The sequence below is a fragment of the Bosea sp. NBC_00550 genome (genome assembly GCF_026020075.1).
Classification (GTDB): domain Bacteria; phylum Pseudomonadota; class Alphaproteobacteria; order Rhizobiales; family Beijerinckiaceae; genus Allobosea.
Genome location: NZ_CP102772.1, coordinates 4,610,772 through 4,637,450, shown reverse-complemented (window position 1 = coordinate 4,637,450; position 26,679 = coordinate 4,610,772). Strand labels below are relative to the sequence as shown.

Below are 26,679 nucleotides of genomic sequence, written 5' to 3'. Positions count from 1 at the left end.
CACCGTCACCTCCGCTGGAATTCGGGCGACATCAGCAGGAGCGCGAGCGCCTGCGGCCGGCTCTCGGCCCGCGCCACCGCCTGCCGCGTCTCGGCCGAGAGGATCGGCCCCAGGATATCGTCGGTCAGGCTGCGCGGGTCCGGCACCGCATTCGCCGCCTGCCGCCCCCAGCCGGCGGCAACGTCGATGCGCGTTTTGACGCCCTCGGCCGAGGCCCAGGCGGCGTTGTCGTCGGCGTAGCCGTTCGGACCCGAAGGCTGCCAGAAAGGCTGCCCCATCGCGGTCAAAGGCCCGTTGATCTGGCCGAAATCGTGCTGGCGGTCGAGCGCCCTGTACGAGGCGAGCAGGAACTCCTGCGGCGAACGCATCTTCGTCGCCGGCGCCGTCCACGCCTCATTGCTGCCGATCAGCGCCCGGTAGAGCGAAGGCAGGTCGCCGCCGCTCTGGCGGAAGGTGGCGACCAGGAGATCGACCAGCTTCGGCGGCGGATCATCAGCCACGAAATGGCGCACGAGCTTCGTCGCGATGAAATGGGCCGTCGCAGGATGGCGGGCGAGATCGGTCAGCGCCGCGACGCCCTGCGCACGCCCCGGCTGATCGTAGGAACGGCCGAGCAGCGGAGTCACGCCCGGCTCGTGCAACCCGGCATTGAAGGCGAAGGAGCCGGGAAAGCCAAGAACGCCCTCGCGCCCCACCACCGTCCAGCCAGTGATGATGCGGGCGAGATTGGTGACGTCAGCCTGGCTGTAGCCGCCGGAGACGCCGAGCGTGTGCAACTCCATGATCTCGCGCGCGAGGTTCTCGTTGAGCCCGCGTCGCTGGCGCCGGCCCACCGTCGAATTCGGGCCGACGGACTGGCGGTTGTCGAGGAAGTCCAGCATCGCCGGATGGCTCTCGGCCGCGACCAGCATGTCTTCGAAACGCCCGAAGACATGCGGGCGGATCGCCTCGCGCTCATAGGCGCCCGCCATGATCCGGCAGATGTTGCTCTTGGTCGCGCCGATGCAGAAATGGTTGGACCAGAACAGGGTCAGCCGCTCGCCGAGGCCGGTTTCGGCGGCCAGCGCCAGGGCGACACGCGCCTTCACCTCGTCGCGATAGGTGCGGTAGGGCAGCGCCGGCTCGTTCGGCGGCTTGGGCAACGGCGCCATCTGGCTCCGGGATGCGTCGGCTTGAGCCTCGCCCTGCATCGCAGCCGCGACCTGCATGCCCGGAGCGGGCTGCTGCGCGGGCGGGCGTTTCGCTTCCCGCTCGCGCTTTTCCTCATCCTCGAAGGCGTAGAGTGCCTTGCCGATCTCGGCCGCGCCCGAGAACGGCACGCCCTGCGGCTGTGCGACGGGGCCGGCGTCGATCTCGGCGAGCAGGCGGTCCCGCGCCTCCCGGCGCATCGCCTCGCCCTGCCCCGGCTTCTGCCCGAGCCCGAAGCGCTGGAGGGCGACGGCCCCCGCCTTTGGATCGCCCGAGTCCGCCATGCCATCGGCCTCCGCTGATCACGAGCGACAGCATCGGCAGCGACTATGGCGAAAAACCGAAGGGATTCATGACAATTCGGCAAATGTGCCGCGGGAGAACGCCCGAAGATTGCTATTTCAGCAGTTTTTTTGTCGGTGCCGGGCTCGGCCCTGCTTCAAGGCCATGCTCCATTTGCCGCTCAGTCCCGCGCTTCCAGACAGGTCACGACACCCGCTGCGACCAGCCGTCGCACCTCCTCTGCAGAATATCCGGCCTCCGCGAGCACCTCGCGGCTGTGCTCTCCGAGGCGGGGAGCGGGTTTCTCCGGCTCAGGCTGGCTGGCGCTCCACTGCGAAGCGACACGCATTGTTCGCACAGGCCCTTCCGAAGGGTGCTCCGAGGTCGGGAAGAATCCCACTTCGACCAGATGCGGATCGCTGAGAAGCGAATCCAGCGTGTGCATGCGTGCATGCGGAATATCCGCCTCGCCAAGCAGGCGCTCCCACTCGGCCGTCGAGCGGGTGAGGAATATCGCCGCGACGCTCGTCATGATCCCGGCCATATTGCGGGTGCGGCTGGCATGGCTCGCAAAACGCGGATCGCCGCGCCAGTCGTCCCGCCCGGCGATGTCGATGAAGCGCTGCCAGTGACGGTCGGTATAGATGACCGCGCAAAGATATCCGTCCGCCGTTCGGAACGGCCTGCGGTCCGGCGCAAGGAGACGGGCATATCCGCCGTCGTCCAAAGGAGGATCATAGCTCAAGCCGCCGAGATGATCGCCAAGCACGAAGCTCGCCATCGTCTCGAACATCGGGACGTCGATGCGCTGCCCCTGCCCCGTCCGGTCGCGATGGCGCAGGGCCGCCAGGATCACCGCAAGCGCATGCAGCCCGACGACGCGGTCGGCAATGTTGATGGGCGCATAGCGCGGTGTTCCGTCACCGGCATCGGCGATGAGCGCCGGCACGGCACACAAGCCCTGAACGAGATCGTCATAGGCGGGTTTGGCGGCGTAGGGACCATCCTGCCCGAAGCCGAAGGTGCCGACATAGATGATGTCCGCCCTGGCCTTGGCGACTGCCTCGTAGCCGAGGCCGAGCCGCTCCATCGCCTGCGGCCGCAGGTTGTAGACGAGCACGTCCGCGGTCCGCGCGAGATCGAGCGCGACATCCCGGCCCGCAGGCTTCTTGAGATCGACCACGATGCTGCGCTTCGAGCGGTTGGCATGCATGAACATGCCGCCCATCGCGCCGCTTCGGCTGGGCCCTACCTGGCGGATGAGATCGCCCTCGGGCGCTTCCAGCTTGATGATGTCGGCGCCCATGTCTCCAAGGATCGAGGTCGCATAGGGACCCATCAGCACGGAGGTCATGTCGAGGACCCGGATGCCAGCCAAAGGACCGCTCATGGCAATTCGCTCGCTGCGCGGGGCGGATCGTAGGCGCTTATGGGCGACGGTTCCTCTTCGTATCGCGCGCATTGGACCGTGGTGACCTGTCCGCAGCTCCCTTGGGCCAGCCGCGAGGTGCCGATGTCGCGCGTCACCACGTTCGGATTGCCATGGCGGCAGAGGGGCTGGTCGCTGTCGTCCTCGACCGGGTCGTACCAGGCGCCGGTCGAAAGGTTGGCAACACCGGGCATGACGCCGTCGCTGAGCCGGGCTGCGGCCAGACAGGCGCCCCGGCCATTGAATATCCGCACCAGATCGCCGTCCGCTATGCCGCGCTCGGCCGCGTATTGCGGGTTCAGCCGCACGACCTCACGGCCATGCCGTTTCGCCGATTGGCTGTAGGCGCCGAAATCGAGCTGGCTATGCAATCGCGTCGCCGGCTGGTTGGCGATCAGCGTCAGCGGCGCGAATGCGTCGGGCTGCTCGGTGGCCGGCAGCCAGGCGGGGTGGCCGGGGCAATCGTCGTAGCCGAAACCAGCGATCGTCTCGCAGAAGATCTCGATCCGCCCGCTCGGCGTCGGCAAGGCGTTGCGTTCGGGGTCTGCGCGGAAGGCACGCAGCAGCCCGCCATCGTCCGGCGCCGATGGCAGGGGGATCTCGCCGCTCTTCCAGAACTCGGCAAAGGACGGCGCGGGATGGCCCTGCGCCGCGAGCGCTTCGCGGGTCGGCTCGTAGAGATGCTCCAGCCATTGCGGGGCCGTGCGCCCCTCGGTGAAGGCGGTCTCGCAGCCCATCCGCTGCGCCAGGCCACGGAATATCTCGAAATCGTCGCGGGCCTCGCCGACCGGCTCGGCGATGCGCTTCATCACGATCAGGCGCGGGTCCGTCGCCGCGGCGCCGATATCGTCACGTTCCAGCGACATGGTGGCCGGCAGGACGATATCGGCGAAACGCGCCATCGGCGTCCAGGCGCTGTCCTGGCAGATGATGGTGTCGACCTGCGGGAAGGCGCGCCGCAACCGGTTGAGGTCCTGGTGGTGGTGGAAGGGATTGCCACCGGCCCAGTAGATCAGCCTGATGTCGGGATAGGCCAGCGTCTGCCCGTTATATTCGAACGGTGTCCCGGGGCCGAGCAGCATGTCGGCGATGCGCGCCACAGGGATGAAGTCCATCACCCCGTTGCTGCCTTGCGGCATGGTCGGGATCGGCACGGCGTTCACCCGCCGGCCGGTGTGGCCCATGGCGCCGAGCGCGTAGTTGTAGCCACCCCCCGGAAGGCCGATCTGGCCGACCATCGCCGCCAGGACGGCCGCCATCCAGACGGGCTGCTCGCCATATTGGGCGCGCTGGAGAGCATGGGCGACCGTGACAAGGCTGCGGCCGCCGACGAGCCTGCAGGCGACCTCGCGAATGGTGCCGGCATCGACGCCGGTGATTGCGGCCGCCCATTCGGCGTCCTTGACGGTGCCGTCTTCTTTGCCGCCGAGGTAGGCGGCGAAGCGGTCGAAGCCGACGCAGTACCGATCGAGGAACGCTTGGTCGTGCAGGTTTTCCGCGATCAGCGTCCGGGCGATGCCGAGCATCAGCGCGACATCGGTGCCCGGGCGGATCGGCAGCCAATGCGGACGGGCATCGTCCGGCATGTCGTCGCGAAGCGGGCTCACGGACCAGAAGGCGCAGCCGCGCGCGGCGGCCCGCCACATCGCGTCGGGCTCGATATGGCGGGTGATGCCGCCGCTGGCGATCATCGAGTTCTTCAACGGCATGCCCCCGAAGGCGAGCACGAAATCGGTATGATCGGCGATCTGCTCCCAGGTGACGTTGCGCCGGGACAGATTCTCGAACGGCCCGAGCACATGCGGCAGGATGACGGACGACGCCCCGGCGCTGTAGCTGTTGACCGAGCGGACATAGCCGCCGCACGCCACGTTGAAGAAGCGATGGATCTGGCTCTGAGCATGATGGAAACGCCCGGCGCTCGCCCAGCCATAAGAGCCGCCATAGATGGCCTGCGGCCCGAAGCTCGTCCGGACACGGCCGATCTCCGAGGCCAGCCGATCCAGCACCTCGTCCCAGCCGACCGCGACGAGGTCGTCGCGGAAATCGCGCTCACGCCGGCCGGGGCCGGCCTCGATCCAGCCGCGGCGAACCATCGGCCGGCGAATCCTGGCCTTGTGATCCAGCGCATCGGTGAAGTTGCCGAGGATCGGCGACGGGGCGGGATCTTCGGGATGGGGCGTCAGCACCAATCGATCGCCGTCGCGGCGGGCAAAGAAGCTGCCCCAATGGGCGCTGTGAGGCAGGCCGCGCGAGGGCGGTCGAGGACAATCCATGCGCAACTCGCCTGGGCACGCGGGCATCGGTGGTCCGGCGATATTGCTGAGCGAGGTCATATCGGTCCAATATTCTGACTGATCGATTTCAAGAATTTAAACTTCTCAATGCGAGGCATGAACGATGGCGCCAGGCCGACGTCCCAGCAGCGCGATGCTTGAACTGAGGCATCTGCGCTATTTCCTCGCGACCGCCGAGGAGCTGAATTACGGCCGGGCGGCCGAACGCTTACGCATCGCGCAGCCAGGACTCAGCCAGCAGATCAAGAATCTGGAAGAGATCGTCGGAACGCAGCTCTTCGACCGCACGCGCCGGTCGGTGAAGCTGACGCTCGCGGGGGAGCTTTTCGCCGAGGAAGCGCGCAAGGCGCTCCAGCAGACCGAGACGGCGCTGCTGGTGACGCGCCGGGCGGGCAGAGGGGAGCTCGGGCGCATCGCCATCGGCTATGTCGGCTCGGCCGCCTATACCGGCGCACTCACCACGATGATCGGCGAGTTCCGCAAGGCCTACCCGGAAGTCGAGCTCGACATCTCCGAAATGGAGATGTCGCAGCAGCTCGAGCATCTCGACCATGGCAAGCTGGATATCGGCTTCATTCGCCCCCCTGTGCCGCTGCCGCTGGGCATCGTCTCGACGCCGGTTCTCTTCGAGGAGATCATGCTGGCGCTGCCCGAGAACCATCTCCTGGCGGAGCAGGAGCGGGTTTCCCTATCGGCGCTCAACGGCAACATCTTCATCACGCCGCGCCACCCTGCGGGTGTCAGCTTTCACGCGCATACCACCTCGGCCTGCCGCGCCGCCGGCTTCTTTCCGCGGCTGGGGCCGCAAGGACGCGATTTCGTCACCATCGCCAGCATGGTCGCCGTCGGGCTCGGCGTCGCGCTGGTGCCGCAGTCGCTCCGGAGCATCAGGTTCCCGGCCTGCGCTACCGCGCCATCGCGGGCGAGCCGGTGCTGGCAGAGCTTGCGGTCGCCTATCGCCGCAACGAGCCTTCGCCGGTGGCGCGGGCCTTCGCGGCTCACGCCCGGAAGGGAGCGCCGCCCGTCAATCAATAATCTCAAATTATTCGGGCTACCTGCTGATCAATCCCGGCGAACCCAGCGCCAATGCAGCGGGCTTCGGCGGCGACTGGGCGTCCCGGCAGATCGGGCTGGTCCAGGCGGGGCTGGACTGGCTGCGCGAACTCGTCGCGACCCATGCGATCGCCTGCGACTGGCAGGAAGACGTCCCTGCGATCACCGCCGCCGCGACATCGCGCGGCGAAAGCTCCCGCCATGCGACGCGCCGTCGCTACGAAGCCTGGGGCATCGCATCGAAGGCATATCCGGCCGAGGACCTGCGGCGCATTCTCGGAACCGCCTATTATCGCTACGGAATCCAGTCGCTGACGCGTGCCCTGGTCCAACCGGCCGCGCTTCATCGAGGTCTCGCGGATCATCTACCGGCGGGCGTTACGCTTCTGGAGAACACCACGGTGCATTCGCTGAGCGGTGAAGCGCCGTTCACGGTGGCGACCAGCGGCGGCGAATTCACTGCCGACCGGGTGTTCATCACGAACAACCTGCATGCCCGGGCCTTCGGGCTCGCTCGCGACCGCATGATCGGCATCTACACCTATGGCGACGCCTTCACGCCCGAGCTCGACCGGGATCAACTGGAGCTTCTCGGCGAAATGCCGCAATGGGGCGCGTTGCCGGCGCATCGGATGGGCACCACGATGCGGAAGACGGGGCGGTGCCTGTTGATCCGGAGCGGCGATTCCTACGAGCGGGAACGCGAACCCGCCGCTGTCCGCGCGATGCTGACCCAGCTCTATCGCAACCGCTTTCCGGCGATGAGGACGCATGAGTTCGAGCATGTCTGGGGCGGGCTGACCGCGGTGACGCATAACGGCGCCTTCGCGTTCGGGCAGGTCAGGCCAGGCCTTTTCGTCTCGGCTGGATGCGGCGGCGCCGGCGTCACGCGCGGAACGATTCACGGCAAGTTGCTGGCTGAGCTGGCGTGCGGATCGCAATCCCAGCTGCTGACAGACCGGTTGGCCCAGAAGGGCCCGAACTGGCTGCCGCCAGAGCCCTTCAGGGGCGCAGGAGCGAAGGCCCAGATCGCCTGGGAGCAATGGCTGGCGGGAGCCGAGCGCTAGCCGTCATTTCCGATACGGTCGGTCAGCCCGGTCGAAAGCGGCTTTCCGCCGGCCGCTCAGCTCGTGAAAGCGGCAAGCCGGGGGATGTCGAGGCCAAAGCGCTCGCGCAGTGTGGTTTCCTCGTAATGACGGCGGAACAATCCGCGTTCCTGGAGGACGGGGATCACGAGATCGACGAAATCGTCGAGCCCGTCCGGCATCGAGGCCGGGATCAGGTTGAAGCCGTCGGCGGCGCCCTGCTCGAACCAGGTTTGAAGGTCGTCGGCGATGGTCTGCGGCGAACCGATGATGATGCGGTGGCCATGCGATGCGATGGCCAGGGCGGCGAGCTCGCGCAGCGTGTAGTTCTCGGCGCGCGCCTTGTTCAGCAGGAGGCGCACCCGGCTTTCCCCATGGATGCGTTCCCCCGGCTCCGGCACGGGACCGTCGAGCGGGTGCTGCGAAAGGTCGTAACCCCAGCGCCCGGACAGTTGGCGGATGCCGGCGGCGATGTCGGTATGCTCCTGCAAAGCGGCGAATTTGTCGCGCGCTTCGGCATCGGTCCGCCCCACGATCGGCATGACGCCGGGCAGGATCGGAAGGCTCGGCGCCTTGCGGCCGGCGGCTCTCGCGGCCTCGCTCAGCGCCGCGCGATAGACGAGCGAATCCTCGATCGTATCCTGCGCCGTGAAGGCGATATCCGCCTCGGACGCGGCCAGCCCAATGCCGTCCTGCGAGGAGCCGGCCTGCACGATGATGGGGTGCCCCTGCGGCGGCCGCGAGATGTTGAGCGGCCCGCGCACGCCGAAATGCTCGCCCTTGTGCTCCAGCAGGCGCACCCGCGCCGTATCGAGGAATGCTCCCGATCGCCTGTCCATGATCAGGGCATCGTCGGCCCAGCTATCCCAAAGGCCGCGGACGACCTGGACGAATTCGCCGGCGCGCACATAGCGGGTGGCGTGATCCGGCAGCGCCGCGAGGCTGAAATTCTCGGCTGCTCGATCCGATTGGGTGGTGACCACGTTCCAACCCGCGCGGCCATGGCTGATGTGGTCGAGCGAGGCGAGCTGCCGCGCGACATTGTAGGGTTCCGCGAAGCTGGTCGAAATCGTGCCGACGAGACCGATCTTCGAGGTCGTGACGGCCAGCGCCGACAGCAGCGTCAGCGGTTCGAGCCCGCCGGCCTTGCCTTGGGCGCCCGGCTCCGGGCCAGCCAGATTGTCCGCGACGAAGAACATGTCGAACAGTCCCTCCTCGGCCTTGCGAGCGATCCGGATCGCCCAGTCGACATCCTCGGGATGGCCCTGCGCGCTGTCCTGCCGCCATGCAGCCGGATGCCGGCCGAGCGGCTGGTGGAACAGGCCGAGATGGAGCCTGCGGGGCTTCCCGGCATTCTGGTCGACGGTCGTCATTGCATTCTCGGACAGGGTCAATCGAGTGGAGCTGCGTTCAGTCCAGGCGAGGATCGAGATGATCCCGCAACCAGTCGCCGAGCAGGATGACGCCGAACACCGTCAAGGTGATCGCGATACCGGGAAAGGTCGCAACCCACCAGCTCGTCGCCAGATATTGCCGGCCCTCGCTCAGCATCTGGCCCCAGGATATCTCGGGCGGCTGAATCCCGAAGCCGAGGAAGCTGAGGGATGATTCCGCGAGAATGACGGTGCCGACATTCATGGTCGAGACGACCACGAAGGACGACAGGATGTTGGGGAGGACGTGCCGCAGGATCAGGCCGAGCGGGCGCGCGCCGATCGCGCGGGCCGCCGCGACATAGTCCATTTCCTTCACGCCCAAGACATCGGCCCTGACGATCCGGGCACAGCCGACCCAGTTGGTCGCGGCGATGACGACGACGAGCGGCAGCAGCCCGGAGCCCGCGACGAGGGCCACGACGAGCATGAACAGCATCGTCGGAATCGCCAGCATCGCGTCGATCACGCGCATGATCAGCGCATCGACCCTGCCACCCGCCATGCCCGCCAGCAGGCCGAGCCAAAGGCCGATGAGGCTGGAGAGGGCGACCGCCGCGACGCCAACCGTCAGCGACGTGCGGGCGCCGAAGATGATGCGGCTGAGCAGGTCGCGTCCCTGGCTGTCGGTTCCCAGCAGGTGTCGCGGATTGCCGCCTTCGAGCCAGGCCGGCGGGAGCAGTTTCAGCGACAGGTTGCGCCGCAGCGGGTCGAGCGGCGCCAGCTGGTCCGCCAGCAGCGCCGTGAGGGCGATGAGGACGACGATGGTGAGACCGGCCAAACCGGCCTTGTTCGACAACAGCGAGCGCAGCACGCGCGGGCAGCGCAGCCTATGGGGGATCGAGAGAGTTATCTGCATCGCTTTCACGTGAGCCGATCAAGGCCGCAGGCGAGGGTCGATCAGCCGATAGAGAGCGTCGGTGGCCAGATTGATCGTCAAGGCCATGATCGTGATGACGAAGACCGCGATCTGAATGACCGCCATGTCCTTGGTGTAGACGGCCTGCACGACGAGCTGGCCGAGGCCCGGCCAGGAAAACACGGTCTCCGTGACCAGCGCACCGCCGAGAAGGGCGATGGCGTGCAGCGATGTCATGGTGAGCGCGGGGATCAGCGCGTTGCGCAGGCCGTGACGCAGGATGACGAGCCGCTCCGGCACGCCCTTGGCCCGCGCGGTCCGGACGTAATCCTGGCCCATCACCTCCAGCAGGCTGGAGCGGATCAGCTTCGTCAGCTCCGCCGCGAAGCCGGTGCCCAGCGTGATCGCCGGCAGGATGAGATGCGAGAAGCCGCCGCTGCCGGACACCGGCACCAGCCGCAGCCACACGCCGAAGACGAGGATCAGCATGATGCCGACCCAGAAGTTCGGCATCGCCTTGCCCAGCACCGTAACCGCCGAGATCGCGAAATCCGGCATGCTGTTGCGGTTGACCGCAGCGAAGATCCCTGTCGGCACGGCAATGATGATCGCGACGACGAGGCCGCCCGCGGTCAATGTCAACGTCGCGGGAATGCGTTCGAGCACGACCGGCAGGGCATCGGTGCCATAGCGATAGGAGACGCCGAAATCCCCGGTCAGGATGTTGGCCATGTAGCGCAGATACTGGGCGTACCAGGGCTGATCGAGCCCCCAGGCCGCGACCAGCGCGAGACGGTCCGCTTCGCTCGCATCCTCCGGGATCAGCAAGGCCGAAGGGTCGCCCGTCAGATAGACGAGGACGAACACGATCAGCGAGACGATGTAGAGCACCGGGACGAATTGCAGCAGCGCCCGCAAGGGAGAACGGCCGCTCATGGGCGCGAGACATCCTCGGCTGCGATCATCTCGTCGAAGCGCCCGTTGTATTTGACGCGGTCGCTGACGCCATAGATCGACTGCGGAAAGAGCAGGCCGATGCGGACACGTTCGTCGGCCACGATCTGCTGGCCCTTCTGCGAGATCGCGATGCGCTCCTCTTCGGTCCTGGCGGTGCGCACGGCCGTCGCGAGCCCGTCGAAGGTTTCGTCCGCCCAGTCGTAATGGCGCTTGAAGTTGTCGACGAAGAGGGTGGAGGCGTCGGTGTAGGAGCCCATTCCCCAGAGATAGAGCTCCCCGAAGCCGTCGCCGACCACCTTGTTGTTGTAGACGGTCCAGTCCAGCACCTCGACCTGAACCTTGAAGCCGACATCCTCGAGATAACCGGCCACCGCTTCGACGATTTCGCGATCCTTCACGTAGCGGCCGCTCGGCGTGCTGATCCTGATCGCCGGCTGCTTGCGGCCGCCATAGCCGGCTTCGCGCAGCAGCGCCTTGGCCCGCTCCGGATCGAAGCGGATGTTGCGGCTGAGATCGGGGGCGAAGCCGGGGATCGCCGGCGGGAAGAAGCCGCGGGTCGGCGTGCCATGTCCTTCCAGAACCTGCTGCACGATCGCGTTGCGATCGATGGCAAGATCGATCGCCTCACGGATGCGCGGATCGCCCGTGACGCGGTCCTTGCCCGTCCGGACGTGGAGGGCGAGGTTGCGGGCGATATCGAAAGTCAGCGCCCGCGTGCCCTTGTTGTCGTCCAGCCGGGCGATATCCTCCGGCGGAATGTTCACGGCGATGTCGACGCCACCGGTCAGGAGCTCGGCCACGCGCGTCGTCGTCTCCGGGATCGAGCGGATGACGACGCTGTCCCATTTCGGGGTGCCGCCCCACCAGCGCGCGTTCTTCACCAGAACGACGCGATCGGACTTGATCCACTGCTTGAAGACATAGGGGCCGGTGCCGACCGGCTGCTTGAAGAACTCGTCCTTGCCGGCCTTCTCGAACGCCGCCTTGGGCAAGATGCCGGCGCCGTTGCCCACGAAGGCGTGCAGAAGCAGCGTGTCGGGACCATCGGTTTCGATCTTTACCGTGAGATCGTCGGGCGCCTCGACCGATTTGATGCGGCGGAACTTGCTCGAGTTGACCAGTTTCTTGTCTTGCTGCGAGCGCTCGATCGTGAACTTGACGTCCTGGGCGGTGAACTTGTCGCCGTTATGCCAGTAGACGTCGTCGCGCAGCTTGAACGTCCAGTGGATGTTGTCGTCGCTCTGCCATGTCAGCGCGAGGCGCGGTGCGAAGCGCAACCGGCCCTGGCTGAAATCCTTGTCGACCAGATAATCGTAGATGTTCACCAGCGCCGACTCGGTGCTGTTGTTGCCGTGATTGGCCGGATCGAGCGAGAGGATGTCGTTGCCCTGCGCAATCGTCAGCGTTTCGGCTGCGGCAGAGCTTCCAGGGCTTGCAAGGATCAACGCTGCCGACATGGCCAGAACCGGCCAGCGGATCAAAGCAGACAAACTCATGAAAGCGACGCCCTTGTCTTCGAGACTTCGAGATTGGCGCCAAAATAACGCGGGCTATCCGGAAAAGGCCTTCAAATCCACGGCGATATCGATAGAGATCCTCTCCCGCTCCCCGGCGGCGCAGCAATTTCCATCGTCGGCGCGGCTCTCATGCGAGCTGCTGAGCAGAGCGGAATTCCCCGACCGGCGTCGATCTCAACGCGATCCGTCGGCCGCGCCCTTCAGGAACAGAGCCCAGGCCTTCTCGAAGAACGCGTCCTGCGCCTCCGCCGTCGCATAGGCCGTGCCGCCGAGCATGGCGTCGATCGAGGGGCCGGTCGCAACGGCATGGATGAGCTGGTCCGCGATGAATTCGGCCTCGCCTTCCGCGATCGCGCCCTCGTCCTGTGCGTCGCGCACGATGTCGGTCAGGCGCTCGACGATCGGGTCGGGCGTCTTTGCAGCTAGAGCGCCATCGAGCAGAAGGGCTTCGCTGAAGGCGATGCGCTTGAATGCCGTCAATTCGGCTTCGACATTGACGGTGAGGAACCAGCGTGCGGTCCGCCGCAGGCGCTCGATGCCGGTTCCCGCCTCGCTGGCGACCGCCTCCAGGCGCTGGAGAACCCGGGACCGCAATCGCTCGATCACGGCATCGAACAACGCCCGCTTGGAGGGAAACCGGCGATAGATGGTGTCCTTGCCGACCCGGCAGGTCACGGCAAGCCGCTCCACAGAGGTGGCGGCATAGCCCTGGCTGGCGAACATCTCCGAGGCGAGATCGAGGATCGCATCGGAAATCTGGCCTTCGCGCGCCTTGGATGGCCTGCCGCCCTTTCCCAGGCGCCGGGAACCCTTCGCAGGCGAGGCTTTGGGCGGTGAGGAAGAGGGAGGAGCGGCGGACATGATGCTTCCTTAGCTCACGGCTACACAGTTTAGAAGCTTGAAAATCAAGGAAAATAAACTGGACAGGTAAGTCCCGTTTTGTTTAGGCGAGAGCGATCGCGCTTGCTGGGGCTGCCGCTATGACGTCACGGGTTTCACATCTTTCCACATCGGTATGCGTGCTGGCACTCTTCGCCGGATCGGGGATCGCGGGGGCGCAAACGCGTGCCGACGCGCAACCCTTCCAGCTCGACACGCTCGTCGTGACGGGGGAGCGCTCGGACAGCCGCGACGAATACGCCCGCCGCACGACCGCCACGGCGACCAAGACCGCGACGCCCGTCCTGGAAACCCCGCAGGCGATCTCGACGGTGACGCGCCGGCAGCTCGACGACCAGAACCCGCAGACGGTGGGAAACGCCCTGCGCTATACCGCCGGCGTGCTCTCCGAGCGTGACGCGACCTCGCGCTACGACAGCGTCTTCCTGCGCGGCTTCGGCGGCTTCGGCACCGCGACGGACTTCGTCGGCTTCCTGGACGGGCTCAGGCTGCCGCGCGGACAGGCCTTCGCGGTGACCTCGATCGATCCGTTCCTGCTCGACCGCATCGAGGTGATCAAGGGTCCGTCCGCGCTGCTCTACGGCCAGATCAGCCCGGGCGGGCTCGTGAACCAGATCAGCCGGATGCCGAGCACCACGCCCTATAACGAATTGCGCGTCGAGGCCGGCAGCCATGGCCGGGTCCAGAGCGGCTTCACCAGCCAGGGGCCGATCGACCGCGAGGGCAAGTTCTCGTACAGCCTCAGCACCATCGGCCGCCTTGCCGACACGCGCTACGACGACGTCGAGGAGCAGCGGTTCGGCATCGCGCCGGGGCTGACCTGGCAGCCCACGAGCGATACGCGGCTGACGGTCTCCGGCTTTTACCAGCGCGATCCGAAGGGCGGCTATTTCAACTCGCTCTACTCCCGCTTCCTGGCGCCCAACTACCGGGCCCTCCTCAACCGGGACCTCAATATCGGCGATCCCGGCTTCGACAGCTTCAAGCGCGAGCAATACGGCGTCGGCTACAGCCTCGAGCATCGCTTCAACGACACGGTGAGCCTGCATTCGAGCCTGCGCTATGGCGAGGTCGACACCAATTTCCGCTCGCTGCAGATGGCCGGCCCGATCAGCGCGGCCGGCACGATCCCGCGCATCGCGCTCAACTCGATCGAGGATGCGCGCCGGCTATCGACCGACAACCACCTGCGGTTCAATCTGCGGACCCTCAATGCCGAGCATACGCTTCTGACCGGCGTCGACTATCAGAACGGCGGCAGCAACTGGCAGTACAGGTTCGGGCCGGCAACGACGCTGAACGTCGTCTCGCCGAGCTATTATCAGCCGGCCGGGCCGCTCGCGACCATCATCGACAGCAAGCAGGATCTCACCCAGGCCGGAGTTTACCTGCAGGACCAGATCAAGCTCGGCGGATTCCGCGCGACGCTGGGCCTTCGGCACGACTGGACCGAGCAGTCGACGCTTAACCGCCTGACCGGAACGAAGCAGAGCCAGTCCAGCGAGAAGACCAGCTATCGGGCGGGCCTGCTCTATCTCTTCGACAACGGCCTTGCGCCCTATGTCAGCTACTCCACCTCCTTCGAACCGACCATCGGAGTCGATGCCGTGGGCGTTCCATTTCGGCCGAAGACCGGTGAGCAATACGAGGCCGGCCTGAAGTATCAGCCCGGCTTCATGAACGCGCTTCTGACCTTCTCCGCTTTCGACATCAGGCAGCAGAACGTGCTGACCCCGGGAGCGATGCCCAGCTTCAACGTGCAGCAGGGAGAAATCCGCTCGCGCGGGCTCGAATTCGAGGCGCGGGGCGAGGTTCTGGAGGGTCTCGACATCATCGCGGCGGTAACCGTGCTCGATACCGAGGTCACCCGCTCCACCGTCGCGACCACGATCGGCAAGCGACCCCAGGCCGTACCGACCCAGTTCGGCTCGCTCTGGGCCAACTATCGCTTCGCGACAGGGCCGCTGGCGGGGCTTTCGATCGGCGGCGGCGTGCGCGTCGTGGGCGCGAGCTTCGCCGACGATGCCAACACCATTCGCACGCCCAGCTACGCCGTCGTCGATGCCGCCATCCGCTATGACCTCGCGAAGCTGCACGCCTCGCTGAAGGGGGCGGAAGCCACGCTCAACGTCTCCAACCTGTTCGACAAGGACTACTACACGAGCTGCAGCTCCAATATTTATTGCCAGTTCGGCGCCGGCCGAGAGGTTCTGGCCGGCCTGCGCTACCGGTGGTGAAGCTGCCGATGCACCTGCCGACACGCCGAACCGCCCTGGGAACGATGGCCGCGTTGATCGCGCAGCCATCACTCTCGCGCGACGACAGCCTTTCCGTCGTCGACATGCTCGGCAGGACCGTCACCCTGCCGCGAGCGCCACGCCGGATCGTGCTGCTCGAAGGGCGCGACCTCCTGACGATGGCGCTGTTCCACCCTCGCCCCGCGGAACTGGTCGTCGGCTGGGCGGCGCCTGAGCGCTTCGACAGCGATCTGCTGCGGGACAGCTTCGAGCGCTCGGCCGGCCATCCGATCGTGCTCGTCGGCAAGCAGACGGCCGACACGCTTTCGCTGGAAGGCATCCTTTCGCTCGCGCCCGATCTCGTCATCGCCACCGCCTTCATGGCGCCGGGCGGCGATCCGCAGGCGGCGGTCGAACGGTTGGCACAGTTCGGCATTCCGCTGGTGTTCAGCGACTCCGCCAGCAACTCCCCGTCCGAGAGCCGGCGCTCGCCGCGACAGGGGCTTGCGGCCCAGCTGCGCATGTGGGGCGCCATCCTCGGGGAGCCCGCCCGCTCCGAAGAGATTATCGCCTTCGTCGATCAACGGTTCGAGGCCGTCTCCCGGCGCCTGTCCCGCGCCAAGCCGGTCAAAACCTATCTCGAAATCATGTCGCTCTACGACGAGTGCTGCTGGGCTGCGGGAACCCGGATCTGGGGAGAGCTGCTCATCGACGCCGGCGGCCGCTCGCTCGACGGGCTCGATGCACCGTGGACCGCGAAGCTGTCGACGGAGCAGCTGCTGGCGCAGCAACCGCAGGCCTATATCGCGACCGGCGGAGGCTATGCGTCCGCGACGCGCCCGGCCATCGGGCCGGGTCTCGACCCGCGGGCCGGGCGCCGCGGCCTGCAGCGGCTGACCGAGCGGACCGGGTTCGCGTCCCTGCCCGCCATCCGCGACCGTCGCGTCCACGGGATCTGGACCGGCCTGATCACGGTTCCGGCGCTCAACATCGTCTTCGTCGAGCTCGCCGCCAAGTGGCTCCACCCGGAATTGTGCGGCGATCTCAACCCGGCGGCGACGCTGGCCGAGATCAATCGCCGCTTCCTTTCGCAACCCCTCGCCGGCCCGTTATGGGCAAACCTCGACGGAGCCGATCCGTGACCGCCGCCGTAAAGCCGATATCCAGTCCGACAACCTTACGATTCGCTGCCAAGGCTGTGATCGCGTTCCCGCGGGTATCCGCCTTCCTGCCCGACATCCTGGACTCGATCGCGACGCATGACATGGAGGTCATGCCCGACCGTGGCGGATACACCGTTTCCTCGCCATTGGGTGTCGCCACGGTCGCTGCGGGCCGGGGCACGCTGACCCTCACGGTCGGCACCGACGAGCCGACGCATCTCAACCGCCTGAAACATGCGCTGGCCGGCCCGATCGAATTCATTGCGCGGTCGGAGCAACTCGTCATCGACTGGCAGGGCGACGCGACGGGGCCTTCGCTCCCCGATGACCTGCGCATCCTGCGGGTTCGGCAGATCGAGGATATGTCTCCTCGCCTGCGGCGCATCGTCTTCTCGGGCGAGAACCTCGTCCGCTTCGACCGCCCCGACCAGATCCATTGCCGCCTGCTGTTCCAGCCCGAGGGGATCGACGATCCCCAATGGCCGATGCTCGGCAATGACGGGAAGATCATCTGGCCGGAATCGGGGCCCTTGCCGTCCCGCGTCTATACGATCCGCGAGATCGACGCGGCGGCGGGGACGATCACGATCGACTTCTCCCTCCACCCGACGCCCGGCCCGGCAACGCGATGGGCGATCGAAGCCCGCCCCGGCAGCATGGCCGGCATCCTCGGCCCGGCGGCCAAAGGGCCCAAGCCTGCCGAATGGTATATGCTGGCGGGGGACGAGACAGGTCTGCCGGGCATCGCCCGGATTCTAGCTGATCTCCACGCACAGGCTCGTGGCATCGCCTTGGTCGAAGTCGGCGGCGCCGAGGACGAGCAACAGCTGCGGCATCCGCCCGGCATCGCGTTGCGCTGGCTGCATCGCGCGGAGGCTGCGCCGGGACTGTCGACCGTGCTTGTGGATGCCGTACGCGCATCCGCATGGCCTGATGATCTGGCATCGGCATTCTTCTGGGGCGGTTGCGAGTTCCAGGCCTTTCGCGCCATCCACCGCCATCTCAGGGAGGAAGTCGGGCTGCCGGCCGACCGGCGCGTCCTCTACTCGCACTGGCATCGCAGCATGAGCGAGGAGGACATCATCGCAGTGGGCAGCGAAGCCTATCTTCCATAATCAGAAAAAGGGTGCTGCCACACGCGCTCATGCTGCAACCAGCCGCAGCGATTGCAGGGCGTGACCGAGACGCATCTTTAGCCAGCGGCCTTCCTGGCCGCCCAGTTAAGCGGCGGCGAAGAATGATCACGTCGAGCTCTTTCGGCGTCCGGCGCTTGCCTCAAGAACGTCCTTCGCCCGCCGGCGCGCTGCCCCGTTCCGGCGCTTGGTCCGGAGGCGCGCTTCCAGCTCGATCGCCTTGTCGATGCCGCGGGAAATCAGCGCGGGTATGAGCTGGTCCCGCGATCGCGCCAGGGAACCGGTGTACCAACTCGTCACCGCCCCTTTCGCGCCGCGGTTCACCAGATGACGGACGACGTCCAGGCTCTTCAGCCGTTGAGCGAGCTCCCGCGATTTGAGGTGATTGACATCCTCCTGATGCAGGATCGCCCCATAGGCCTCAGCCTCCGCCCAGCTCGGCGACAGCATGAAGTGCCGATATGCCGCCAGAGCGGCGCTTTCGAGGGCTTCGTAAAGCTCCGCGGGCTCGTAATGGTCGCGCTCGACCGCATCCGTCAGGTAATCGACGAACCGAAGCGCGATCTCCTGCTGCTGGCGCGCGCCCCATGCGACCAGAACCGTATCGTCCTGCAGCAGTGGAACGCAGACCGGCTCCCCACCCTCGGACAATCCGAAGCCCTTCACGCTCGTATGATCCGCCGCGGCCATCACCTCGAGCAGCGCGGTCTTCCACGGCGCGCTCGGCATCCATATGCACGTCCGCGCCTCCGGCCCGAGCACCGTGGTGCTGAGCCCCATGTAATAGCCAACGAGACTGACACGATCGCCGACGACCGGCTGAAGCCGCCTCTGCGTCGTGCCACGCCAACCCAGATCGACGATATGGGCGTCGTCTGCGGCAAAGAAATCCTTGGTTTCAAGATAGGCCGTGGTCGCCGCCCGCGCCTGCCGGACCCGCTCGCGCAGGGGAGCCAGCCACAGCGGCCGCAGCAGCACCTCTTTCAGCCGGTCCCTGTCGTTCTCGCTCAGTTCCGTGCGCGGCGTACCCGGATCGACGCTCGAGGCCTGGGCGATCAGATCGATATCGCCGCGAGGATAGCTCAGGGAGAGCAAAGCTTCGGCGAGGGAGATGCGGTCGTAATAGGCCAGCGCCAACGCCTGATCGACCATCTCTTCGTCATCATCGTCGGGCAGCGCCGGCAGCAGGAAGGCCTGGCGCGACGCGTAGGTGTAATGCACGGCCACGTCGACGCCGAGCCAACGGACGAAGCGCTCGCAGATAGCAGCCAGGACCTGCCCGTCGCGCGCGAGGAAATGAATGGCGCGCCCGCCCCGCTTCAGCACATCGAGCAGGATCCACAGGACATAGGCGGCGAAGAGCGGGCCGACGACGCTGGCTGCGGCCGTCAGAATGCCCTTATCGACCGGTGCCTCCTGTCCGAGACGAGCAGCTCGCGCCGACCCCGCTATGGTGGAGGCCAGGACATCGCCGGCTCCGGATGCGAACAGCACCCGCTCGCGGGTCGTCCAATGGGAGTCGCTGAACAGCGTGGCTTCCCAGCCATTCGCCCGGGCGTTCTGGACATCGCTCAGCGCATTATCGCCCAGATGCTGGAAGCGCAGGCCGGAGAGGTTTTTTCGGCCCGCAACATGGCCGAAAATGCTGCCATCGATCTTGCTCCTGAGCTCCTCGCACGACGAGATGATCGCCATCGGAGGGGCATAGCCGGCCTTGGCGAGAAGCTGGCCGACCTCATCCGCCGTGAAATAGGTATCCGACAGGAAGAGCAGCGGCTGCCCGCTCCGTGCCAGCGCCGCCACCCTGCTCCGCGTCGACGCGATCGGGCGGATGAGACGCAGCTCCTCCTCGAATTCCATTCCGCGCGCGACACGCGCGACCTCCGGCGACAGGCCGAGAAAGCCGGCCAGGCGGCCGTAGATATCGTCGAGCGTGACCTCGCGGTGAGGAACCGTGAGCCTTTGATCGAACTCGGCCTGTGCCCGGGCATAAAGCCATTCGGTGTCGCTGAGCTTCGATAGGCCAAGCCGGCGCAGCTTTCGCCCGACGACAAGGTGAAGATGCTCGGGCAGATGGAGGAGGCGGCAGAGAGATGTGTCGAACACATCGAAACTGAAGGCCAGCCCGGCCCGCGCAGCGTTCGGCGGGGATAGGTCGTTCATCTCAACCTCCTGCGACGGACCGCAACAACTGCTCCGTTCAAAGGCATGTGACGCAGCGCGCTTTGCCAGGCCTGAACCGGCCTCACGCATAGACGCGGAAGTAATCGACCCGCATGCTGGTCTCGCGATCCTCCTCCCTCAGCGGATCGGGAAAGGGCACGTCCGAGCGCAAGGCGAGGGTCAGCAACGGCCAGAACACATCGCCCTGGTCGTCCAGTTGCCGCGCCCGCCCGATCGTCCAGTCGATGGGGAGGCCCGATTTGGGGTCCCTCACCGGTCGTCGCTCGAAATACGGGACGCAGCGCGCGCCTTCGACGAGCACGCCATAGCGAAAATATCCGGCGGTGATGTCGGTTCCCGTGGGCATGCCGACGCCCTCATGATGTTCGCCGGGCTGCCCCCATTCGTGGAGATAGGTGCCGTAGAGGTCGAGCTCCCAGCCCTTGTGCTCGACGACATCGATCTCGATGCTCGTCTTCGGCAGCAGGATGCTGCGGCCGTTCATGAGCCAGAACGCCGGGAAGCTCAGGGGATGCTTGGGAAAGCGAATCCTGGCCTCGAAATAGCCGTTCCGCCAGCCGGCGACGATCGTGCCGTCGGGACGCGCCGTCTGCAGGTTGCCGGAGATCCACTGATATTCGGGCAGGACGTTTCCGTAATAGGCCGGCACCCTCATCGTGCGACCGATATATTTGGCGGAAATCTGGAGAGCCTTGCCGTTCTCCGTGAGGGGATCGTCGATGATGGCGTAGGGGTTGAACCCTTCCTCGCCGTCGATCCGGGCGAAAGCCGAGCGCCCGTAGAAGCCGGTGTCGAATGTCGTCGCCTTCGGGCCGGCCTGCCAGAGCTTCGTATCGAGAACGGCAAAGTCGTCGCTGAACGAGAGCGCCCTGCCGGCCAGCGGGTCTGCGGGGACGGCAGCCGTGCCACTCGCAGGCCCCGCCACGGCAAGCGGAGCAGCCGCAAGGGCCGCCATCCCCTTCAGCAGGCCGCGCCGCGGCAGCGCGAGGTTCCGGGATGAAGAGCGTCGCTCATGCATGCGCCGCTCCCGCCGCTTCGTAGACGCTCATGGTCTCGCGAGCGACGCGGTCTATCGTCAGATGCGTCAGGTTTCTCTGGCTGCGCGCCCTCCATTCGGACAGGATCTCCGGATTCCCGACGATCCGGCCGAGCGCGTCGGCAAGCTTCATAGGGTCCTTAGCCGGAACAAGAATTCCGGCCTCGCCATTCTCCAGAAGCTGCGGAACCCCGTCGACGGCCGTCGCCACAACGGCGCAGCCGGCCTCTCTCGCCTCCGAGAGAACCAGCGGCGCAGGGTCGGCATGCGACGGCAGCACGAAGATATCGGCCCCCAGCATCCAGGGATAGGGATCCTGCTGCGCACCGACGAAGGTCACGGCCGGCGCGCAGCGCATCTGTCCGACCATCTCGCGATAGGACTCCAGATACGGCCCCTCCCCGACGATCCAGAGGCGCGCGGTGGGATGGTCGGCATGAAGCCGGTCGAAGGCCGCGAACAGATCGGGCAGCCCCTTGCGCGGATGCTGCCCGCCGACGGACAGGATGCTGGGCGAGCCGAGATCCCGCGGCGAATGATCCCGCCCCTCGAAGCGGGCCGAGCCGATCGTACCGTTGAGAACCACGCTCAGGCGAGAGGCGGGAACACCTCTTTTTTTCATCGACAGGCCGACGGCTTCGCTGACCGCGATCACGCGCGTGCCCAGCCCCATCAGGGTCGCGCTTTTCTCGAACTCGTTATGGACAGTCGTGACAAGCGGGATGCGCGCCAGCTTGCAGGCCGGCCAGGCCAGCACGGCGCTGGTCATCATGTGAGCGTGGACGATATCGGCACGCCACAGCCTCATCTTCCGCCGCAACGCCAGGAACGCCCTCATGAGATCGGAGGCCCGGCGACGGTGATCGATATGAAAGCTCTCGATGCCGTTCCTGGCGAGGAGGTCGTCGAAATCGCCGCCGCCGCTCGCCACCGCGACCGAATGGCCGAGCTGTCGTTGCGCACAGGCCAGATCGACCGCGGCATGAACATGCCCGTTGAGGCGCCGGGTATGGTTCAGCAGATGGAGGATGCGCATGATCCGTTTCCCGTGGAGGCCGGCGTAGCCAATCTTCGCTTGCTGTCCCGACCGGACCGAGTGGCTGCCGCCCGGAAACGGCAGCCTGCCCGGGGTGGGAGCCTCGTCTGGCTGCGTTTGAGACTCACAGCGCGGACCGGCTCGCGCCAAGCGCCGCCTCGGCTTCGTGCGTCGAGACCCGGGCGGTCGGCTGATAGTTGAACGCTCCCTGCCGCCCGAAGGATTCCACGCCGAACTGACGCAGCGAATCCACCAGCGCCGCAGCCCTCGCCGCCGCTCCGTTGCGATAAATCGGATAGGCATTGGCGAGCATCTGGCTGCCCTCCAGCTTGAGGTCGCCATCGAACAGCCCGTTCAAGCGGACATGCGCGCGGAAATCCGCCTCGGCTTGGGCGGCCGAATGCCCGATATGGTCGGCGATGACCTCGACCGCGAAATACTCGCGGCCATCAGCCGGCCCGTAGAAATCCGAGTAGACGGTCAGGCGCTTCCAGGCGCCTTCATGGGAGAAATTGTAGAGGATGGACTCCCGGAAGCCCCTTTCGCCGGAGAAGCTGAAATAGAGGCTCACCAGCGTGATCGTCTCGAGTTCCGCCTCGCCGAAATTGATCCCGCACAGCGCCGCCGCACGGTCCAGAGGGATTGTCGAGATGACGCGTCTCGCGCTGATCGTGCCGTCCGCGAACCTGACGCGGAACCCCTGCCCCGAACGCTCGATCCCCTCGAGACGGGTCGACAGGCGGAATGTGACGCCACTCGCACTGAGGCGGTCGACCGCCGCGGCGTAGAGCGTCGAGAAGCCTTCTTTCGGGCGAGCGAGCTGCCGGTTCGTCGGCGCGCCGCCCTTCGGCTTCCGTAAGCGGGCAACAAAGGCGCGCAGCGAGGCGTTTTCGCTGATCCAGAGCATCCGCTTGCGGGCGAGCTCGATATCGATCTGCTCAGCCGGCACGCCGTAAAAGCGCTTCATATAGGATTCGAGCCCGGTCCGGTGCAGCAGATACCCGCCGATCCAGTAGCGCGCGAAGTCCCGTGCATTGCGCATCTGCCGTTGGAAAAGCCGGGCATAGATGACGGAGGCTGCGATGCAGATGAGGACCCAGAGGCCGGCGGCCAGGACGTCGTCCCTCGGCGAGATCGGATAGGCGGTCACCTTCCTCTGCGGGTTCAGCCGCGCCCAGCTCGGGTCGATCGGCACATAGCGCGGCAGCAGCTCCGGAAAATGAGCGAGCAGCGGCGAGTCGTCCTGAAAGATGAGGCTGCCGATGTCGAAGGTGTAGCCGCCACTCGACCAATCGATGTGGTTCCCGCCGACATGGGCGTATTCGTCGACGAGGAGGAGGCGTCCGCATCCCTGCGCGCCGAGGACCGAGGCGGAGACGAGCCCGGATACGCCGGCGCCGAGCACGACGGCGTCATAGTGCTCGACCAAGCCTTCGACGTCTTCCATGTCGCGGGCAACCGCGTCATCCATGGCTCGTCCCTTCTCATCCCTGCACCACCGGGTCGGTGGTCAGATGGATCGGGCGCGACGCTCCGGAGCCAGAAGTATCCGGCAAAAGACCGGGCGCGTCGGCATCACTCCGGATCCCAGCAAGACTTAGGCCAACGTTCGAGAATGCGACTCGGCATCTTTCTGCCGCTGCGGCAGAGGCGCGTGACTGCGCTGGCACGATCTTCGCTTTACCTCAGCCCAAGCGGCTCTGGCTCTGGAACGAGGATTCCGACGTGCGAGGCCCAAGCGAACTCAGCAGCAGGCTCGATGGTGTCAGCCTGATCTCCACGGACGTCTTCGACACGCTGCTGTTGCGGCGACTGAGATCGGAGCGTTCGCGTATCGTCGAAGGCGAAGGGCTGTTTGCCCGGTTTCTCGGCGAACGCGGCTTTTCGGTTTCCGTGGAGAGGCTCGTCGACCTGCGCCTTCGCGCGCAGTCGCTGGCCCACCGCGCCGTCAATATGAACGGAAACGGGGAAGTCGGCTTTCTCGACATCACCCGGCGCCAGCTCCAGGTACTGGGGCTGCCGGAAGAACTGGCGCTGGACCGGCTTGCCATCGAGATCGAGGTCGAGAAGCGGTCGTTGCGGCCCAACCGTGCCCTGGCCGCAGCGCTCCGGCAGTCCGGCATACCGGTCGTCGCGATCAGCGACACGGGCTTGCCGGCGGCGGCCATAGCCGGCTTGATCGAGCATCATCACGGGCCGGAATTGATCTCCCGGGTCTATTCAAGCGCGGACGAGGCGGCCACCAAGCGCCAAGGCGACATCTTCCTCCAGATCCTGGCTGCCGAGGAGGTCCCGCCGCACCGCCTGCTCCATGTCGGCGACGACGCCATCGCCGACCATGAAGTGCCCTGCGCATTGGGCATCAGGACGCTTCATTTGCCGCGAGCCCGGCTGCGCCGCCGCATCTCGCGTATGCACGGGGCCGCCGCCGAGGCGCGCCGGCGCCTCGACCGTGCATGGGTTGGCAGCCGGCTGGCCCTGCCCACGCCGAGGGATACCGCCAGCTTCGCCGGCGCGGTGCTAGGTCCGATCGTCGCGGAATTCTGCCTCCGGATCTGGCTCTATGCCGATCAGCTTCGGAAGGACGACGACGCGATACTGCTGTTCTGCGCCCGCGGCGGCGTCGGCATTCGGGAGGCGTTCGAACGTCTGCTCGATCGCTTGCATCTGCGGCTGGATACGCCCCGGGAAAACCTGCTGATCTCGCGTCTCGTCGCGGCGCGCGCGGCGATCGCAAGGCGCAGCCCCGCCGCAGTCGAGGAACTGAGCCGCGAATTCCGGGACAGCAGCTTTGCCGACGTGGCGCAAGCCTTGAGCGGGCGCAATCGCGAGCTGCCCGCCAGCTGGTCCGAGCCGTTCGTGCCGGACCAACTCTACGATCTCTTCAAAACGCCGGCAGGCCAGCAGGTCGTGGACGATATCGACGCGCAGAACGCTCTCTTCCGCCGGCACCTGAAACAGGTCTCGGCGGGGCGAGGGCGGCTGGTGCTCTGCGATACCGGTCTCTACGGCAGCACCCAGCGGCTCCTCGCCGACGGGTTTCCGGAACTGTCGATCGAAACCGTCCAGCTCGCGCGGTCCAACTACAAGGGCCATTCGGAAGAGCATTTCCCGCGGGTCGTCGGCCTTCTCGTCGAGCAGGATGTCTACAGCCCGTTCCAGGTCGAAACGACGGTCTTGCGCTACTGGCAGCTCGTCGAAAGCCTGTTCGAGCCGGCCATCCCCTCGGTACGTCATTTTCATGAAGACGCCGCGGGCGATGTGCTGGCGAATTCCGGCTGCGTCCGCCGCGAGGCCGTGGATGTCGCCGCCAGCAACGCGCTGCTGCGGGATGTCCTCGCCTATATCGATCAGATTCCCGACGGCGCGACGCTCCTCGACGATGCGGAGCGCGCCTGGCCAAGGCTGAAGCAGGCGATCACCCGCCCATCGACACAGGATCTGCACGCGCTTGATGTCGGCCGGCGCTCGGTCGATTTCGGGCGCAGCGATGTCGTCGCTGCAATCAACGGCAACAGCCCTGGCCATGCGCTTGCGCGCCTCTCTGCGGTCCGGTCGCATCTCTGGCGGGAAGGCGCCATCGCGCGCGAATTCCCGCATCTGCGCCCTGCGCTGCTGCTGGCGATGGAGGCAGGCTACGCGGTGAGAGGATTGTCGGCACAATGGCTGCGGTGACCGCCCCCGGGCGCCCCATGAACGTCGCGATGCTGCTCAGCTGCGGCTCCTTCGAAGGCTTCTTCGGCGGCGTCCAGGGCCAGACGCGGGAGACGTATCTGAAGAGCTATCGCGGTGACTGGTCCTGGTACTACGCCCGCGGCCTCGTCGAGAACGGGATCAGGCCGACGCTCTATATTCCCTCCCTCCGCGAGAGCGGGCGCTACGAAACGGAGCTCGGTGTCTCCGTGCGCTTCCTGCCGCTGGCGCGCTGGTATGTTCCTGCCGAGCGGGTCTGGCTCAAGCGGCTGAGCCGGACCAACCCGCTGTCGCTGTATCTCGACGAGCGCCTCAACACGATTGCCCTGATGAAGCCGTTGCGCGAAAGCCTGAGCGCCGACGAAATCGACCTGCTCTATATCCAGGAATATTGGAGCGGGCGTTTCGACCATGTCGTGACGCGCGTCGACATCCCCGTGACCGCGGCGGACCATGGCGGCGTTTCCAGGGGCGTCCTGAAGTGGTTCAAGCGCCGCAGCTTCGCCAGGACGCCGTTCGTCTACAGCCAGACGCCCAACGAATGCGACATCGTCCAGGCCTTCGGCGGACGATCGAAGCTCCAGCCCAATGGCTGCGACACCAGCGAATTTTCGCCCGACCCGGGCCGCCGGCGCGACAAGACGATCCTCACCGTCGCGCGCTTGACCGACAAGCAGAAGCGGACCAGCGACCTCATCCGGGCGCTCGCCCTGCTGCCGAAGGAGTGGCGCCTGGATATCGTCGGCTCGGGGCCGGACCTCGCCAAGCTGCAGAAATGCGCCGCCGAGGCGGGGGTCACGGAGCGTGTCGTCTTCCACGGCTTTCTCGGCCGGGCGGCAGTGCGCGAGCTTTTCCGCAGTTGCGGCGTCTACGCCATGCCGTCCTCGAACGAAGCGGTCGCCATCGCCGCGCTCGAGGCCATGGGCTGCGGCGCCTCGGTGGTGCTGAGCCGGATCCGCGCCTTCGAATGGCTGGTCGAGGACGGGGTCGATGGCCGGCTGGTGCCGGTGGCAGACCCCGCCGCGCTTGCACTGGCCATCACCGATGCCTGGAACAGGCGCGAGCAATTCGGCGCGGCGGCGGCGGCAACGGTCCGGCAGCGCTTCGACACCCGCAAGCTCTATCGGGAGCTGGCCACTTCGCTGCGTGCGGCGGCTCATGCCTAGGTTCCCTCTCCGTGCCCGGATTTGCGGCAGC

General features: G+C 66.4%; 18 protein-coding genes and 1 pseudogene. 7 read left to right on the top strand and 12 right to left on the bottom strand.

Going from position 1 to position 26,679, the window contains the following annotated elements; all coding sequences use genetic code 11:
* Positions 1–5: 5 nt before the first annotated feature.
* From NWE53_RS22110 to NWE53_RS22100, 3 genes are all read right to left on the bottom strand, one after another.
* Positions 6–1,472: a DUF1800 domain-containing protein gene (locus NWE53_RS22110; RefSeq protein ID WP_265051497.1), complete on the bottom strand. Its 1,467-nt coding sequence runs from the start codon at positions 1,470–1,472 to the stop codon at positions 6–8.
* A gap of 179 nt (positions 1,473–1,651) precedes the next feature.
* The gene (locus NWE53_RS22105; RefSeq protein ID WP_265051496.1) at positions 1,652–2,860 is read right to left on the bottom strand and encodes a CaiB/BaiF CoA transferase family protein; all 1,209 of its coding nucleotides are present in this window, start codon (positions 2,858–2,860) and stop codon (positions 1,652–1,654) included.
* Positions 2,857–5,175 carry a molybdopterin guanine dinucleotide-containing S/N-oxide reductase gene (locus NWE53_RS22100; RefSeq protein WP_265051495.1) on the bottom strand — a complete coding sequence of 773 codons (2,319 nt, stop codon included), beginning with the start codon at positions 5,173–5,175 and terminating at the stop codon, positions 2,857–2,859. Before NWE53_RS22100 ends, NWE53_RS22105 begins: the two co-directional genes overlap by 4 nt.
* 124 nt (positions 5,176–5,299) lie before the next feature.
* Between NWE53_RS22100 and NWE53_RS22095 the strand changes: the two are divergent.
* Together NWE53_RS22095 and NWE53_RS22090 are read left to right on the top strand one after the other, a co-directional pair.
* Positions 5,300–6,016 (top strand): annotated as a pseudogene (locus NWE53_RS22095) (LysR substrate-binding domain-containing protein); the annotation flags it as partial.
* Positions 5,934–7,316 (top strand): NAD(P)/FAD-dependent oxidoreductase, encoded by a 1,383-nt coding sequence (locus NWE53_RS22090; protein ID WP_265051494.1) that lies wholly within the window; start codon positions 5,934–5,936, stop codon positions 7,314–7,316. The pseudogene NWE53_RS22095 and the gene NWE53_RS22090, both read left to right, overlap by 83 nt.
* Before the next feature lie 56 nt (positions 7,317–7,372).
* Here NWE53_RS22090 and NWE53_RS22085 read toward each other — a convergent pair whose 3' ends face one another.
* From NWE53_RS22085 to NWE53_RS22065, 5 genes are all read right to left on the bottom strand, one after another.
* Positions 7,373–8,707 carry an LLM class flavin-dependent oxidoreductase gene (locus tag NWE53_RS22085; RefSeq protein WP_265051493.1) on the bottom strand — a complete coding sequence of 445 codons (1,335 nt, stop codon included), beginning with the start codon at positions 8,705–8,707 and terminating at the stop codon, positions 7,373–7,375.
* A 37-nt stretch (positions 8,708–8,744) separates the two neighbouring features.
* Positions 8,745–9,626: an ABC transporter permease gene (locus NWE53_RS22080; RefSeq protein ID WP_265051492.1), complete on the bottom strand. Its 882-nt coding sequence runs from the start codon at positions 9,624–9,626 to the stop codon at positions 8,745–8,747.
* Positions 9,627–9,644: 18 nt separating this feature from the next.
* A complete protein-coding gene (locus tag NWE53_RS22075; RefSeq protein WP_265051491.1) occupies positions 9,645–10,562 on the bottom strand; it encodes an ABC transporter permease in 918 nt (305 codons plus the stop codon).
* On the bottom strand, positions 10,559–12,079 hold the full coding sequence (locus tag NWE53_RS22070; RefSeq protein WP_265051490.1) for an ABC transporter substrate-binding protein: 1,521 nt from the start codon (positions 12,077–12,079) through the stop codon (positions 10,559–10,561). Before NWE53_RS22070 ends, NWE53_RS22075 begins: the two co-directional genes overlap by 4 nt.
* 195 nt (positions 12,080–12,274) lie before the next feature.
* Positions 12,275–12,961, bottom strand: coding sequence for a TetR/AcrR family transcriptional regulator (locus tag NWE53_RS22065; RefSeq protein WP_265051489.1), 687 nt, complete (start codon positions 12,959–12,961; stop codon positions 12,275–12,277).
* A 119-nt stretch (positions 12,962–13,080) separates the two neighbouring features.
* On the opposite strand from NWE53_RS22065, the gene NWE53_RS22060 reads away from it, so the two are divergent.
* From NWE53_RS22060 to NWE53_RS22050, 3 genes are read left to right on the top strand one after another with little or no spacing between them, the layout of a single operon-like run.
* Positions 13,081–15,237, top strand: a complete 2,157-nt coding sequence (locus NWE53_RS22060) for a TonB-dependent siderophore receptor (protein ID WP_265051488.1) — start codon at positions 13,081–13,083, stop codon at positions 15,235–15,237.
* A gap of 8 nt (positions 15,238–15,245) precedes the next feature.
* Positions 15,246–16,379: an ABC transporter substrate-binding protein gene (locus NWE53_RS22055; protein WP_265051487.1), complete on the top strand. Its 1,134-nt coding sequence runs from the start codon at positions 15,246–15,248 to the stop codon at positions 16,377–16,379.
* Positions 16,376–17,515 carry a siderophore-interacting protein gene (locus NWE53_RS22050; protein ID WP_265051486.1) on the top strand — a complete coding sequence of 380 codons (1,140 nt, stop codon included), beginning with the start codon at positions 16,376–16,378 and terminating at the stop codon, positions 17,513–17,515. The genes NWE53_RS22055 and NWE53_RS22050 overlap by 4 nt, the downstream gene beginning before the upstream one ends.
* 126 nt (positions 17,516–17,641) lie before the next feature.
* On the opposite strand, the gene NWE53_RS22045 is transcribed toward NWE53_RS22050, so the two are convergent.
* From NWE53_RS22045 to NWE53_RS22030, 4 genes are all read right to left on the bottom strand, one after another.
* Positions 17,642–19,696 carry a hypothetical protein gene (locus NWE53_RS22045; protein ID WP_265051485.1) on the bottom strand — a complete coding sequence of 685 codons (2,055 nt, stop codon included), beginning with the start codon at positions 19,694–19,696 and terminating at the stop codon, positions 17,642–17,644.
* 82 nt (positions 19,697–19,778) lie between these two features.
* Positions 19,779–20,735 carry a LamG domain-containing protein gene (locus NWE53_RS22040; protein ID WP_265051484.1) on the bottom strand — a complete coding sequence of 319 codons (957 nt, stop codon included), beginning with the start codon at positions 20,733–20,735 and terminating at the stop codon, positions 19,779–19,781.
* On the bottom strand, positions 20,728–21,789 hold the full coding sequence (locus NWE53_RS22035) for a glycosyltransferase family 4 protein (protein ID WP_265051483.1): 1,062 nt from the start codon (positions 21,787–21,789) through the stop codon (positions 20,728–20,730). Before NWE53_RS22035 ends, NWE53_RS22040 begins: the two co-directional genes overlap by 8 nt.
* Before the next feature lie 124 nt (positions 21,790–21,913).
* Positions 21,914–23,260 (bottom strand): FAD-dependent oxidoreductase, encoded by a 1,347-nt coding sequence (locus tag NWE53_RS22030; protein WP_265051482.1) that lies wholly within the window; start codon positions 23,258–23,260, stop codon positions 21,914–21,916.
* Positions 23,261–23,514: 254 nt separating this feature from the next.
* On the opposite strand from NWE53_RS22030, the gene NWE53_RS22025 reads away from it, so the two are divergent.
* Both NWE53_RS22025 and NWE53_RS22020 read left to right on the top strand, forming a co-directional pair.
* Positions 23,515–25,464, top strand: a complete 1,950-nt coding sequence (locus NWE53_RS22025; protein ID WP_265051481.1) for an HAD family hydrolase — start codon at positions 23,515–23,517, stop codon at positions 25,462–25,464.
* Positions 25,465–25,481: 17 nt separating this feature from the next.
* A complete protein-coding gene (locus NWE53_RS22020) occupies positions 25,482–26,648 on the top strand; it encodes a glycosyltransferase family 4 protein (protein ID WP_265051480.1) in 1,167 nt (388 codons plus the stop codon).
* Positions 26,649–26,679 lie beyond the last annotated feature (31 nt).

Bases quoted from the DNA above. Each gene is read 5' to 3' on its own strand.
- NWE53_RS22065 (WP_265051489.1), bottom strand. From the start codon at position 12,961: ATGTCCGCCGCTCCTCCCTCTTCCTCACCGCCCAAAGCCTCGCCTGCG.
- NWE53_RS22055 (WP_265051487.1), top strand. From the start codon at position 15,246: ATGCACCTGCCGACACGCCGAACCGCCCTGGGAACGATGGCCGCGTTG.
- NWE53_RS22060 (WP_265051488.1), top strand. From the start codon at position 13,081: ATGACGTCACGGGTTTCACATCTTTCCACATCGGTATGCGTGCTGGCA.
- NWE53_RS22110 (WP_265051497.1), bottom strand. From the start codon at position 1,472: ATGGCGGACTCGGGCGATCCAAAGGCGGGGGCCGTCGCCCTCCAGCGC.
- NWE53_RS22040 (WP_265051484.1), bottom strand. From the start codon at position 20,735: ATGCATGAGCGACGCTCTTCATCCCGGAACCTCGCGCTGCCGCGGCGC.
- NWE53_RS22105 (WP_265051496.1), bottom strand. From the start codon at position 2,860: ATGAGCGGTCCTTTGGCTGGCATCCGGGTCCTCGACATGACCTCCGTG.
- NWE53_RS22070 (WP_265051490.1), bottom strand. From the start codon at position 12,079: ATGAGTTTGTCTGCTTTGATCCGCTGGCCGGTTCTGGCCATGTCGGCA.
- NWE53_RS22020 (WP_265051480.1), top strand. From the start codon at position 25,482: ATGAACGTCGCGATGCTGCTCAGCTGCGGCTCCTTCGAAGGCTTCTTC.
- NWE53_RS22035 (WP_265051483.1), bottom strand. From the start codon at position 21,789: ATGCGCATCCTCCATCTGCTGAACCATACCCGGCGCCTCAACGGGCAT.
- NWE53_RS22080 (WP_265051492.1), bottom strand. From the start codon at position 9,626: ATGCAGATAACTCTCTCGATCCCCCATAGGCTGCGCTGCCCGCGCGTG.
- NWE53_RS22045 (WP_265051485.1), bottom strand. From the start codon at position 19,696: ATGAACGACCTATCCCCGCCGAACGCTGCGCGGGCCGGGCTGGCCTTC.
- NWE53_RS22085 (WP_265051493.1), bottom strand. From the start codon at position 8,707: ATGACGACCGTCGACCAGAATGCCGGGAAGCCCCGCAGGCTCCATCTC.
- NWE53_RS22075 (WP_265051491.1), bottom strand. From the start codon at position 10,562: ATGAGCGGCCGTTCTCCCTTGCGGGCGCTGCTGCAATTCGTCCCGGTG.
- NWE53_RS22030 (WP_265051482.1), bottom strand. From the start codon at position 23,260: ATGGATGACGCGGTTGCCCGCGACATGGAAGACGTCGAAGGCTTGGTC.
- NWE53_RS22100 (WP_265051495.1), bottom strand. From the start codon at position 5,175: ATGGATTGTCCTCGACCGCCCTCGCGCGGCCTGCCTCACAGCGCCCAT.